A 13,463-nucleotide genomic window follows, 5' to 3' on the forward strand; every position below is an offset into this window, starting at 1 on the left:
ATAATAGATGGGTATGTGAAAAACATACTTGTGGGAGGTAAAAATCTCTAATTACCGCCAAAACCACAAAGGAGGATTTAAAAATGGCTAAAAAAGTCGAAAAACTTGTAAAATTGCAAATCCCTGCTGGTAAAGCTACACCAGCTCCACCGGTTGGACCTGCTCTTGGTCAAGCTGGTATCAACATCATGGGATTCACAAAAGAGTTCAACGCTCGTACAGCTGACCAAGCTGGTATGATCATTCCAGTTGTTATCTCAGTTTACGAAGATAAATCATTTACTTTCATCACTAAAACACCACCAGCTGCTGTTCTTTTGAAAAAAGCTGCAGGTGTTGAAAAAGGATCAGGTACACCTAACAAAACTAAAGTTGCTACAGTTACTCGTGCGCAAGTACAAGAAATTGCAGAAACTAAGATGCCAGATTTGAACGCAGCAAACGTAGAGTCTGCAATGCGTATGATCGAAGGTACTGCTCGTTCTATGGGATTCACTGTTGTTGACTAATCAATAACACAGTAGAAAATCTCACAGCAGTCTATTAGTTGCTTTTCATACTAGGCAAGTGACTGATGCTTGTACTTGGGTACAGCAAGGGAGCTTAACGAAGTAGGAAAAGAATCTCATAGACTGATAACCCGCAAGACTTCATCATTTCGAGAAGTGACGTGGGAGATGAAAATCGATTGAACCACTTACAAGGAGAATAGAAAATGGCTAAAAAAAGCAAACAACTTCGTGCTGCTCTTGAGAAAATCGACAGCACAAAAGCATACAGCGTAGAAGAAGCTGTAGCACTTGCAAAAGAAACTAACTTTGCAAAATTTGACGCAACTGTAGAAGTTGCTTACAACTTGAACATCGACGTTAAAAAAGCTGACCAACAAATCCGTGGAGCAATGGTATTGCCAAACGGTACTGGTAAAACTTCACGCGTTCTTGTTTTCGCACGTGGTGCAAAAGCTGAAGAAGCAAAAGCTGCTGGTGCAGACTTTGTTGGTGAAGATGACCTTGTTGCTAAAATCAACGACGGTTGGTTGGACTTCGACGTAGTTATCGCTACACCTGACATGATGGCTCTTGTTGGACGTCTTGGACGTGTCCTTGGACCACGTAACTTGATGCCAAACCCTAAAACTGGTACTGTAACAATGGATGTTGCTAAAGCAGTTGAAGAGTCTAAAGGTGGTAAAATCACTTACCGTGCTGACCGTGCAGGTAACGTTCAAGCAATCATCGGTAAAGTATCATTTGAAGCTGAAAAATTGGTTGAAAACTTCAAAGCTTTCAACGAAACAATCCAAAAAGCAAAACCAGCTACAGCTAAAGGAACTTACGTAACAAACTTGACTATCACAACTACTCAAGGTGTTGGTATCAAAGTTGACGTAAACTCACTTTAATCAGTAGTTAAAGTAATGTAAAAAAGTTGAAGACGCTATGTCTCAACTTTTTTTGATTTCAAAATATCTTCTTGTAAGGTAATACTCAATGAAAATCAAAGAGCAAACTAGGAAGCTAGCCGCAGGCTGTACTTGAGTACGGCAAGGTGAAGCTGACGTGGTTTGAAGAGATTTTCGAAGAGTATAAATTTAAGTTACTGCTGTTATTCTTAGGGTCACGTGTTTCAATACAATACTCTTTAAGCGTATGTAAATTGGTTTTATATTAAAGCATTGATCATCGTTAATGAAAAATAGAAAGATCTCTAATAAAATTAAAAAACACTCATTCAAACTCAATAATTACCAGTTAGAATACTTGAATGCTACAAATATAAATGCTATAATGAACTGAAGCATGTACAATTATTTAGCAATCTTTTTTAAGATGTTCTTCTCTTAATATTACTAAAAAATTTAAGGGGGGGGCTTTTTATTTGCCCTAATGCTTTAAATCAACACGAATAAAATAAATCAAGGAGGTTGAATCTCATGAAGAGAGGTCAACAAGATTTTAGAACTGAAAGATACCTTCGGTATGGTATTCGTAAGTATAGTTTTGGGGCAGCATCAGTGGCGATTGCGGCTGGTTTGATGTTTCTTGGAGCTGGTGCGGTATCAGCAACAGAAGTAGAAGGAGTTAATGAACCATCTTCAACAACGACTCCAACACCGACCATAGGCGATGAAGGTGCTAATCAAGGTGCTAACTCATCTAAACCCACTACTTATGACGCAGAGCCAGTCCTAACTAGGGACGGCGGTGAAGATACTTCCTCATCCCAAGCTAGCGATGAGAATACCGAAGCAGCGGCAACTAGCTCCTCTACAGAAACAGTTGCAGATAAGACGGAACTACAATCGAAAATTTTGACCTTACGTACTGCAATCCAGTCGGCTACTAAGGGGACAGACAGTCTAGCTCTTGACTTTGCTAATCAAACATTGACAAGTGCGCAAGCAGTTTTAGAAGCTAAACCAAGTCAAGAAGAGGTCGCTCAGCAAGTCCAAGCCCTAACAAATGCTATTACTGTAATCGCAGAGGCGTCTAGTCAAGCACAAGCTAATCAAGTCGATACAGCAGAAACAAATCAATCATCTGAAAAAGTAGAGTTAGAAAAGCGAGTGTCAGAGGCGGATGTAACCAATCGTTTAGCAAATAGTTTTTTGGAAAAAGAAGCAAATGATTCAAGCCTTTCTGAAGATGTCAAGAGTGCTATTAGAGCTGCCATAGCCAGCAATGCTGCTAAAATTACAGAAGCAAAGGCTGCTTTAGCAAATGGTGATGCGAGTGCCCAAGCCCTTAACCAATCGATGGCAGAATTGAAGTCATCTATTGAAGCTGTCTATGTTACTCTCCGTAAAGCAGGCAAAGAAGAATTTTCTGTTTCCTTGGCTGATACGCCTCCTGCCGGTGGTGTAATTGTACAACCAAATGCCAAAGATTATATATCCATTCCGCAGGGAGGTGGTACTTATAAGATAGTTTCAACAGATATAACAGAAGCCTCTGCAACAGGTAAGGATATCTATACCTTTGGTGCAACTGCCGCTACAAGAGGAGATGTCTCAACGGATAGAATCAGTGGAGATATTACGACTCTGGAAGCAGTCGTGTACTCTCACCAACGGACAGGTACCGACACGAATCCTGGCAACTCAGGTCAAGGAAATAATAATAAAGGTCGAGTGGATTTTCCTCTAACCAAGGAACAAGCAGAAGCCTTGGCTGCAGAAGCTCCCCTCTGGAAAGGAAAACTCCGTGCAGATGGGTCAACAATTTCAACAGGTAGTAATGTAGTTTTTGGTGCAGGAGGAGGATATGAATACCTTGCAACCCATATCTATCATTATGTTTATGAGCAAGGTACTGACCGTGTCTATATCGAAAAGATTAAGGGACGATTTAGTGTGACAGAGAAAGCAGCCACAGCCGGCTGGGTGGTCTCAAAGGTAGAGCCGACAAACTTACCAACAGGTTTAACCTATAATGCAGCTACAGATACTATTCAGGGGAAGATTGTGACAGATGGTCTGGCAAATGGGGTATATGATACGCGGATGTATGTGACCTATACCAATAAACAGACCAATGCTACTGTGCGTGCAGTGTACCGAAATCTTCGTGGGGGTTGGATTGGTTGGCAAGACACAACTCCACCAAACATTGGAACCAATGGAGAGGTCTTTGAAGGAAAGGTTGGTGAAAGTAGCTTTACCAATGAACAAGGTGACTCTACAAATAGTATTGATATCCACTACTCAGATACTTCAGGTTCTCGTGCCATGTCTGGCGGTGCTAATGTTACCTATACGCTAGCAGATGGGACGAATGTTACAGTCCGTAATCAATACGGGCCAAGTACTACAGGAATCTCGGGTAATATTGTGACAGCTACTGGAACAGCTCGTGCCGTGGATACAGAGATTCCGGGATTGACCTATGCCTTAGATGGTAGTAAAACCCTAACTAGTCCTGATGGCGTGACTACGGGTTATACAGGGAAGGCCTTGATTAGTGGGACTCCAACGGAAGCTGGTATTTATTATGTTACAGCCTATGCTAAGGACTGGAACCAGCCAACAGGTGCAAATGGTTGGACAACCCAGGGGCAAGAAACCCATGCAGGTATCACAGTTAAGGTAGCACCGAAAATTGATGTCCTCAACATTGCTGCATATGGAACAGAAGTCCCAGTGACTATCTCTAAAGGAGCTACCTATGCCAAGGTAACCATGCCTGATGGAAGTGTCACAGCACTTGAAAATAGAGAAGGCAAGTGGTATGTTGCCGCGGAGGGAACTACAAATACAGCAGTGACAGCTGGTGAATTAGTCGGAACAGTTGGTGAACAATTTAAATTAAAAGTTACAAGTGAAATGACAGCAACAGCTGGTGTAAATAAGATATCTGTTTATGCTAAAACAGAAGCTGTTACAGCATCCTTGATGCGTTCATCTGTCACACTCCAAGATAATGATAACTCGTCACATGTTGCAACCTTGAATAAAACAAGTGGACGTTGGGAACTACCAGCTGAATATGCGACTGTTAGAACCGATCACAGAGATGGTACTTATGATGTAACGAATAGAGAAGTTTACACCTCTGTGCAAGCGGATGGCTCTATCAAGTTCTATATTTATGCCTATAACCGTAGTTATGATGCTACAGGAAAGGTTACAGCAGTTAATGATGTGACTCGTAAAGAAACAGTTTATGCGAGAGAAAATACCTTAGCTACAAGAGTTGGGAATGGAACCTATGTAACAGTTTCTTACGATAAAGCTACGAACACATGGTCGTCATCGGATCAGTCAGTAGTGACAGCTAGAAAGACAGATGCTGATCATTGGGAAGTATCTACTTCATCAGGATTTTCTGGTGTGGTTAAGGCTACTACAGCAGAATCAACGGACGAAGCTACGATTATCAATAGAAAACCAACTGTTACTTCGACTTCTTATACAACTAAGATGAATACAACTGTAGACTTAGTAGATCGCAGTTTGGACGGAGTAAGTACGGTAACAACTAATGCTCATGTGACAGTAGCTGATGCAGAAGATGACTCACTTCCATCTACAAGTGATGCTGAGAAAACTTTCAAGACTAGTCACAATACCAAGATAACAACTATTACAGTAACTGATCCAAATGGTGGGGTGGTTGCATCTTACACAAAGACTGGTGATGCTCATAATTACCCAGATGCAACAAGCTTAAAATTGACAGAAGTTGGTGTTTATACGGTTACAGTAGATGTTATGGATAGTAATACTAACCTAGTTGATGAGACAAACGTTGGTGAGACAACAGCAGGGACAGATCATGGTGCAAACACATCCACGGCAAGAACAGTCTACACTATTACTGTTACTCCTCTGGATATAGAGGGTCAACCTACGAAATCATTGGCTATTCAAGGACGTCCACAATCAGGTAACCCAACATTTGAGTTTAAAACAGATACCGAAACTGAGACTGAGAAAGAGACAGAGATTGATCAGGGAACAAAACTCTATAGCCTTGAAGGAGCGATAGATGGCTCTGTAACGGCTACAAAAGATGGTAAGACAATAGGTACTTACAAGATTGATAAAGATACAGGATTGGTCACTTTCACTCCTGAAAAAGACTTTACAGGGGAAGCACCAGCAGTTACAGTACGTTTGACAGTAACATTTGCTAATGATACTACTGGCAACCCACTCACTGCAACTGCGACAGCTACCTACACCCCAACAGTTATTCCAGTAACTCCAAGCTCTGAAGCTTCTAAGACAACTGGGCCGCAAGGACAAGCCCAGACTTCAGTTATTAAGTATGACACTGCAGATACAGACGCTAGCACTGTGAACTTTACTAAAGGTAGTGCTCTGGTTGAAACTGTTGAGAAGTCTGTCGATCTAGATAAAGGAACGGTAACGCTTCTTGATGCCAATGGAGCAGAAACTACAACTGTCACAGTGGCCAATCAAGGTACCTATAGTCTAAACAAAGACACCAACACCATCACCTTCCAACCTCTTTCAAGTTTCGTAGGAAAGGCAACTCCAGTAACAGTTCAAGTGAAGGATGACAACGGAACAGCGACAACAACGACTTACACTCCAACGGTAACAGCTGTGACCATGACATCTGAAGATGCTACATCGACTGGTATTCAAGGGGCTACTCAAAGTGGAACTCCAGAATTTGAAACATCAGATCCATCAGTAACGATTGCAACACGTCAGTTGCTTGATCCATCAACGATGCAACCAACTACTAGTGTTACAATTGCAAATGAAGGAACATACACAATTGAACCAACAACAGGTCTTGTGACCTTCGTACCAGATCCATCATACAAAAAGAAGGGGACAGGTGTTACTGTTCAAGCAACGGACTCAAATGGTGAAACCTCAACCGCTACCTACACTCCGACAGTTACTCCAGTTTCTCTAACGTCGACTGATGTGACATCGAAAGATATTCAAGGGGCAGAACAAGAAGGAACTCCAACCTTTGCCTTGTCAAATGGAGCAGAAGCAACAACGACTATCACAGGCTATAAGCTTGTGGATCCAACTACAGGCCAAGCGACAGATGAAACATCTGTAGTTGTTCAATCAGTTGGTAAGTATACAATTGATTCAACGACAGGTAAAGTAACCTTCCAACCAGATGGTGCGTATAAGGGGACACCAGATGCCATCAAAGTTGAAGCAACTGCGACTGTTAAAAATGCCAAGAATGAAACTGCAAGCATTACGAAAGAAGCTACCTACACCCCAACAGTTATTCCAGTAACACCAAGCTCTGAAGCTTCAGAGACAACTGGACCGCAAGGACAAGCCCAGACTTCAGTTATTAAGTATGACACTGCAGATACAGACGCTAGCACTGTGAACTTTACTAAAGGTAGTGCTATGGTTGAAACTGTTGAGAAGTCTGTCGAGCTAGATAAGGGAACGGTAACGCTTCTTGATGCCGATGGAGCAGAAACTACAACTGTCACAGTGGCAAATCAAGGTACCTACAGTCTAAACAAAGACACCAACACCATCACCTTCCAACCTCTTTCAAGTTTCGTAGGAAAGGCAACTCCAGTAACAGTTCAAGTGAAGGATGCCAACGGAACAATTACAACAACGACTTACACTCCAACGGTAACAGCTGTAACTCCAACAGGTGCTTCATCGGTTACTGAAGGAGCTCGTGGAACTATTCAAACATCTCCTGTAGTATTTGATACGCCAGATCAAGATAATACAACAGTAAACTTTAATAAAGGTCATGAAAAAGTTGAACTTGATAAGTCTACTCTAACATTAGTTGATAAAACTGGTAAAGAAGTGAAAGAAGTTGTAGTTCCAGGAGAAGGAACATATGTACTCAAGGATGGAGTCGTTGAATTTACACCAGAAAAAGATTTTGTAGGGAAAACTTCTGGAGTAACAGTTCAAGTGAAAGACGTCAATGGTAAGGTAGTTTCTGAAACTTATACTCCAACTGTGCGTCCTGTAACGGAGTTTAAAGATACAGATGGGAATGTTGTTTCAGGAAGTACTACAGAAGATGGCAAAGTTGATAAGAAGGACTTCCCAGGTTATAGATTTGTTGAAACTAAAGTTGATAACAAGGGTAATACTACTCATATCTATGAAAAAGTAACAACAACATTCAAGGATAAGGAAGGCAATCTTATTACTGTTGATAAAGACAACAACCCTGTGAAATCAACAGAAGAAGGAGAAACTCCGGCTAAAACGATTCCAGGTTATAAATTCGTAGAGACTAAGAAACTTCCAAACGGAGATATCGAACACATCTACGAAAAAGTAAGTACCTTCTTCAAAGATAAAGAAGGCAAAGAGATTCCAAACTATCCAAGTGAGCCAGGTACAGTCGATAAGAAAGACATCCCAGAATACAGATTCGTAGAAACGAAGAAACTGTCAAATGGAGATACTGTTCATGTTTATGAAAAAGTAAGTACCTTCTTCAAAGATAAAGAAGGCAAAGAGATTCCAAACTATCCAAGTGAGCCAGGTACAGTCGATAAGAAAGATATTCCAGAATACAGATTCGTAGAGACTAAGAAATTACCAAATGGTGATACTGAACATATCTACGAAAAAGTAAGTACCTTCTTCAAAGATAAAGAAGGAAACGAAATTCCTAACTATCCAAGTGAAGCAGGAACAGTAGATAAGAAAGACATCCCAGGCTACCGCTTCGTTGAGACTAAGAAACTGTCAAATGGAGATACTGTTCATGTTTATGAAAAAGTAACACCACCAGCTCCAACACCTTCACCTGTTCCTCAACCAAATCCAGGTAAGCAAAATACAACTACTTGGACTGATGAGGGTGGAAATCCATTGAAACCAACTGAGCCAGGTTCTAAAGAACCGGGAACAATTCCAGGTTACGAATATGTGAAGACTGTGACAGATTCAAATGGAAATATCAGACATATCTTCCGCAAAGTTGAGATGCCAACTCCAACACCGGTTGAACCGACTCAACCAGCACAACCGGTAGAGCCAGCTAAACCTCAAATGCCAGCAACACCTAAATATGTTGATGGTCAAAAAGAATTACCTAACACAGGTACAGAAGCTAATGCTAGTCTAGCTGCACTTGGACTCCTTGGAGCTTTGAGTGGATTTGGATTTCTTGCTCGCAAGAAAAAAGAAGACTAATCTTTCTAATGGGTATAATTTGTTTGCAATGAACAGATTGTCCTTAATGAGGATGGGCAAAAACTTCATTTCAGGATAAAATGAAGTAAATATTCCCACAATAAAACGCATAGTATCAAGTTTTTCAAGACCTGATATTATGCGTTTTTAATTTTAAAGACTTTTTTCAGTCTCACTTATTGTATAGTGAAATGAGATAAAAAATGGACAAATTGATTGGGGGATTTAAACCAATTTCTAACAATGTTTTAGAAAACTCGGCGGACTATTCCAGATTCAATCAACTATAATGTTAAAAGTTATTGGATCTGTAGAGGTCCACAATTTCGTCATTTTGAGTCTAAAAAGAGAATGGTTTCCATGCTTTGATTACTGTTCTCTACAAACGTGAGCTTGTGCATGAGTAGAACGTTGGGGAGCTCCTCGATATGTTAGAGGATTGGGAGTTTTAAAAAATCCTTGTTTATGCTTTTTCATATGCAATTGATTTACAGTAGATAAAAAGACTGAGAGATTACTTCTCAGTCTTGGATATATTGAAAGAGGTGGTCGAGTTGGTTTAGGTAGTCGGTGCGTGAGTTGATAATTCTCAGGATATGGACTTCTTTTTCATGAATGAGGTAAAAGAGTAGGTATTGTTTAGAGACAATCATTCTGAGCATATTTTCTGGATAGAGGGAGTATCCGATTTTATGGTCAAAGTTAATACCGCCCTCTGGTGAGAAGGTGAGTAGGTTGGTAATTTGTTGGAGACGAGTGAAGACTTTCTTGGCTATGTTTTCACTGAAGTCTGTGGAGTAGTAGATGAAAATAGCGTCCAAGTCTTGTCTGGCTTGTTCTGTAAAGCGTACTTTATAGTCCATACTTTGAAAAGACCTCGTCTGCGTCGTAGAGACGTCCCTCGATGATGTCTTGGTAGCCTTTATCTAGTTCTGCTTTGAGTTCTCCTAGGAAGATTTCTGCTTTGAGTTGGTCGGCTGTTTTAATTGGTAGCCCTTTTTCAAGGACGATTTGTTCTACAAAGAGGTTGAGGGCATCTGAAAGGCTGATGTTTTGGCTTTCTAGGATGGTTTTTGCTTCTTCAAATAGTTGAGTATTGACGCGGAAGTTATAAACTCGGTCTCGTGTAAGTCTTGACATGGCATTTCTCCTTGTAATGATATTGTATTACATATACATTACAAAAAAAGATCGAGAAAGTCAAGGGCTGTTTTAGTAGTGGAGGGTGGTAGGTTGGTAATTCAAATTATTAAACAGAATTTTTGATTAAAAGTATTATTTTAAGAGAAAAATTTTCAATTTCATAAATTTTAGGCAAACGCTTGCATTCTAGTTTTTATTGGACTATAATAGGTTGGTATAAAGCTTTCTGTAATAATAAAATGTAGAAGGTGTAGAAAGTAAGGATTTAGAATACTTGTATTGGAAAATACAATGTTGCTATTCCTTGCGATAGGGAGATAGATATGGCAATGATAGAAGTGGAACATCTTCAGAAAAATTTTGTAAAGACTGTTAAGGAACCGGGCTTGAAGGGGGCATTACGCTCCTTCATTCATCCTGAAAAGCAGACCTTTGAAGCGGTCAAGGATTTGACTTTTGAGGTCCCAAAAGGACAAATTTTAGGCTTTATCGGGGCCAATGGTGCTGGGAAGTCGACAACCATTAAAATGCTGACAGGGATTTTAAAACCGACATCTGGTTTTTGTCGGATTAACGGCAAGATTCCGCAGGATAATCGCCAAGATTATGTCAAGGATATTGGGGTGGTCTTTGGACAACGTACCCAGCTATGGTGGGATTTGGCTCTGCAAGAGACCTATACGGTCTTGAAGGAGATTTACGATGTGCCAGATTCGCTCTTCCATAAGCGTATGGACTTTTTGAATGAAGTCTTGGATTTGAAGGACTTTATCAAGGATCCTGTGCGGACTCTTTCACTGGGACAGCGCATGCGGGCGGACATTGCAGCTTCCTTGCTTCACAATCCCAAGGTTCTCTTTTTAGATGAGCCGACCATTGGTTTGGATGTGTCGGTCAAGGATAACATTCGTCGGGCTATTACACAAATCAATCAAGAGGAAGAGACAACTATTCTTTTGACCACTCACGATCTGAGTGATATTGAGCAACTCTGTGATCGGATTTTTATGATAGATAAGGGGCAGGAGATTTTTGATGGAACGGTGAGCCAACTTAAGGAGACCTTTGGTAAGATGAAGACACTCTCCTTTGAACTGCTACCAGGTCAAAGTCATCTCCTTTCTCACTATGAAGGCTTTTCGGATATGACAATTGATAGACAAGGAAATAGCCTCAATATTGAATTTGACAGTTCCCGCTACCAGTCAGCTGACATTATTAAGCAAACCCTGTCTGATTTTGAAGTCCGTGATTTGAAGATGGTGGATACGGATATTGAGGATATTATCCGTCGCTTCTATCGAAAGGAGCTCTAAGATGGTCAAATTGTGGAGACGTTATAAACCCTTTATCAATGCAGGTGTTCAGGAATTGATCACCTATCGAGTCAACTTTATTCTGTATCGGATTGGGGATGTCATGGGGGCTTTTGTGGCCTTTTATCTCTGGAAGGCTGTCTTTGATTCCTCACAGGAGTCTTTGATTCAGGGCTTTAGTATGGCAGATATCACCCTCTACATCATCATGAGTTTTGTGACCAATCTGTTGACCAGGTCTGATAGCTCCTTTATGATTGGGGAGGAGGTCAAGGATGGTTCCATCATCATGCGATTGTTGAGACCAGTGCATTTTGCGGCCTCTTATCTTTTCACTGAGCTTGGTTCCAAGTGGTTGATTTTTATCTCTGTTGGCCTTCCATTTTTAAGTGTCATTGTTTTGATGAAAATCTTATCTGGGCAAGGCGTTGTTGAAGTGTTGGGTTTAACTGTCCTTTATCTCTTTAGTCTAACGCTAGCTTATCTGATTAACTTTTTCTTTAATATCTGCTTTGGATTTTCTGCCTTTGTGTTTAAAAATCTATGGGGTTCCAATTTACTTAAGACTTCCATAGTGGCTTTTATGTCTGGAAGTTTGATTCCCTTGGCTTTCTTTCCAAAGCTTGTTTCAGATATTCTGTCTTTCCTGCCTTTTTCATCCTTGATTTACACTCCGGTCATGATTATCGTTGGGAAATACGATGCCAATCAGATTCTTCAGGCGCTCGCTTTGCAGTTTTTCTGGCTCTTAGTGATGGTGGGCTTGTCTCAGTTGATTTGGAAACGGGTCCAGTCCTTTATCACCATTCAAGGAGGTTAGTATGAAAAAATATCAACGCATGCATCTGATTTTTATCAGACAGTACATCAAACAAATTATGGAATACAAGGTGGATTTTGTAGTTGGTGTTCTGGGAGTTTTTTTAACTCAAGGTTTAAATCTCTTGTTTCTCAATGTCATCTTTCAACACATACCATCCCTAGAAGGTTGGACTTTTCAAGAGATTGCTTTTATCTATGGATTTTCCTTGATTCCCAAGGGGCTGGACCATCTCTTTTTTGATAATCTCTGGGCTCTGGGACAGCGTTTGGTGAGAAAAGGGGAGTTTGACAAGTATTTGACTCGTCCTATCAATCCTCTCTTTCACATCCTAGTTGAGACCTTTCAGATTGATGCCTTGGGCGAGCTCTTGGTCGGTGGTATTTTATTGGGAACAACAGTGACCAGCATTGCTTGGACTCTTCCAAAATTCCTGCTTTTCCTAGTTTGTATTCCTTTTGCGACCTTGATTTATACTTCTCTTAAAATCGCGACAGCTAGTATCGCTTTTTGGACCAAACAGTCAGGCGCCATGATTTACATCTTCTATATGTTCAATGATTTTGCCAAGTACCCGATTTCGATTTACAATTCTCTTCTTCGGTGGTTAATCAGTTTTATTGTACCTTTTGCCTTTACGGCCTACTATCCTGCCAGCTATTTCTTGCAGGACAAGGGTGTAATCTTTAACATCGGAGGTTTGATGTTGATTTCCCTCGCTTTCTTTGCTATTTCCTTGAAACTATGGGACAGGGGCTTGGATTCTTACGAAAGTGCTGGGTCCTAAGATGAAGAAACTCAAAGCCTTGTCTCAAGACAGGCTTTTTCTAATAGAGATGAAAATTCCTTGACATCTATTCTCAGAGTGCTATACTGTAAGTGTAATAGCCGATTTAGCTCAGTTGGTAGAGCAAGGCACTCGTAAAGCCTAGGTCACAGGTTCGATCCCTGCAATCGGCAAAGTGAAGAAGTCTCATCAGGCTTCTTTTTCTTTTTAAAGAAAATCAGACCACTTAGACTGATATAGAGACCAGATAGGCAAAAGAACTTGTTCTTGAGAAACTCCTCTGCTATAATGATTGTTGTAAGGGACGTGAGTATTCATACTCTTCGAAAATCTCTTCAAACAAAGTCAGCTTCACCTTGCCGTTTATATGTGACTGACTTCGTCAGTCTTATCTGCAACCTCAAAACAGTGTTTTGAGCAGCCTACGGCTAGTTTCCTAGTTTGCTTTTTGATTTTCATTGAGTATTAGTTGCTAGAGCAAGGCACTCGTAAAGCCTAGGTCACAGGTGAACATATGACTGAAGATTTGAAAAAATAGATATGTATAAATAACCGTTAAGCCTTATTCTTAGCGGTTATTTATATTGTTTAATAGCGCTGATATTTCATCAATGATGTTTGACTTTGTGATTTTGGTAGTGGTTCAATTTGATTGCTACTATTTTTGATGGTATGAATGTGCTTATAATGTATCCCCGTTAAGTACGAAACTTTTGCATCATTTATTAACATGCGTTAAAAATAAAATTAACCAGCCTT

The 13,463-nt window shown here is 40.5% G+C and carries 8 protein-coding genes and 1 tRNA gene; 7 read left to right on the forward strand and 2 right to left on the reverse strand.

Going from position 1 to position 13,463, the window contains the following annotated elements; translation table 11 throughout:
* Nucleotides 1-83: 83 nt before the first annotated feature.
* From rplK to OVN23_RS02450, 3 genes are all read left to right on the forward strand, one after another.
* Nucleotides 84-509 carry a 50S ribosomal protein L11 gene (gene rplK / locus OVN23_RS02440; RefSeq protein WP_001085807.1) on the forward strand — a complete coding sequence of 142 codons (426 nt, stop codon included), beginning with the start codon at nt 84-86 and terminating at the stop codon, nt 507-509.
* Nucleotides 510-715: 206 nt separating this feature from the next.
* The gene (gene rplA / locus OVN23_RS02445; protein WP_001085675.1) at nt 716-1,405 is read left to right on the forward strand and encodes a 50S ribosomal protein L1; all 690 of its coding nucleotides are present in this window, start codon (nt 716-718) and stop codon (nt 1,403-1,405) included.
* A 531-nt stretch (nt 1,406-1,936) separates the two neighbouring features.
* Nucleotides 1,937-8,638, forward strand: coding sequence for a YSIRK-type signal peptide-containing protein (locus OVN23_RS02450; RefSeq protein WP_267240362.1), 6,702 nt, complete (start codon nt 1,937-1,939; stop codon nt 8,636-8,638).
* Between the two features lie 521 nt (nt 8,639-9,159).
* Here OVN23_RS02450 and OVN23_RS02455 read toward each other — a convergent pair.
* Together OVN23_RS02455 and OVN23_RS02460 are read right to left on the reverse strand one after the other, a co-directional pair.
* Nucleotides 9,160-9,501 carry a type II toxin-antitoxin system RelE/ParE family toxin gene (locus OVN23_RS02455; protein WP_267240363.1) on the reverse strand — a complete coding sequence of 114 codons (342 nt, stop codon included), beginning with the start codon at nt 9,499-9,501 and terminating at the stop codon, nt 9,160-9,162.
* Entirely contained in the window at nt 9,491-9,778 is a 288-nt protein-coding gene (locus tag OVN23_RS02460; RefSeq protein WP_262081755.1) for a type II toxin-antitoxin system RelB/DinJ family antitoxin, read from the reverse strand. Before OVN23_RS02460 ends, OVN23_RS02455 begins: the two co-directional genes overlap by 11 nt.
* A gap of 326 nt (nt 9,779-10,104) precedes the next feature.
* Between OVN23_RS02460 and OVN23_RS02465 the strand changes: the two genes are divergently transcribed.
* From OVN23_RS02465 to OVN23_RS02480, 4 genes are all read left to right on the forward strand, one after another.
* Nucleotides 10,105-11,097, forward strand: coding sequence for an ATP-binding cassette domain-containing protein (locus tag OVN23_RS02465; RefSeq protein WP_173226527.1), 993 nt, complete (start codon nt 10,105-10,107; stop codon nt 11,095-11,097).
* Between the two features lies 1 nt (nt 11,098).
* Nucleotides 11,099-11,917, forward strand: coding sequence for an ABC transporter permease (locus tag OVN23_RS02470; RefSeq protein WP_130883045.1), 819 nt, complete (start codon nt 11,099-11,101; stop codon nt 11,915-11,917).
* A 1-nt stretch (nt 11,918) separates the two neighbouring features.
* Nucleotides 11,919-12,704 carry an ABC transporter permease gene (locus OVN23_RS02475; RefSeq protein WP_267240364.1) on the forward strand — a complete coding sequence of 262 codons (786 nt, stop codon included), beginning with the start codon at nt 11,919-11,921 and terminating at the stop codon, nt 12,702-12,704.
* Between the two features lie 100 nt (nt 12,705-12,804).
* Nucleotides 12,805-12,877, forward strand: a tRNA-Thr gene (locus tag OVN23_RS02480).
* Nucleotides 12,878-13,463 lie beyond the last annotated feature (586 nt).

Origin of the sequence: Streptococcus sp. Marseille-Q6488 (genome assembly GCF_946902925.1) — a bacterium.
Taxonomy (GTDB): domain Bacteria; phylum Bacillota; class Bacilli; order Lactobacillales; family Streptococcaceae; genus Streptococcus.

Bases quoted from the DNA above. Each gene is read 5' to 3' on its own strand.
- OVN23_RS02455 (WP_267240363.1), bottom strand. From the start codon at position 9,501: ATGGACTATAAAGTACGCTTTACAGAACAAGCCAGACAAGACTTGGAC.
- rplA (WP_001085675.1), top strand. From the start codon at position 716: ATGGCTAAAAAAAGCAAACAACTTCGTGCTGCTCTTGAGAAAATCGAC.
- OVN23_RS02460 (WP_262081755.1), bottom strand. From the start codon at position 9,778: ATGTCAAGACTTACACGAGACCGAGTTTATAACTTCCGCGTCAATACT.
- OVN23_RS02475 (WP_267240364.1), top strand. From the start codon at position 11,919: ATGAAAAAATATCAACGCATGCATCTGATTTTTATCAGACAGTACATC.
- OVN23_RS02470 (WP_130883045.1), top strand. From the start codon at position 11,099: ATGGTCAAATTGTGGAGACGTTATAAACCCTTTATCAATGCAGGTGTT.
- rplK (WP_001085807.1), top strand. From the start codon at position 84: ATGGCTAAAAAAGTCGAAAAACTTGTAAAATTGCAAATCCCTGCTGGT.
- OVN23_RS02465 (WP_173226527.1), top strand. From the start codon at position 10,105: ATGGCAATGATAGAAGTGGAACATCTTCAGAAAAATTTTGTAAAGACT.
- OVN23_RS02450 (WP_267240362.1), top strand. From the start codon at position 1,937: ATGAAGAGAGGTCAACAAGATTTTAGAACTGAAAGATACCTTCGGTAT.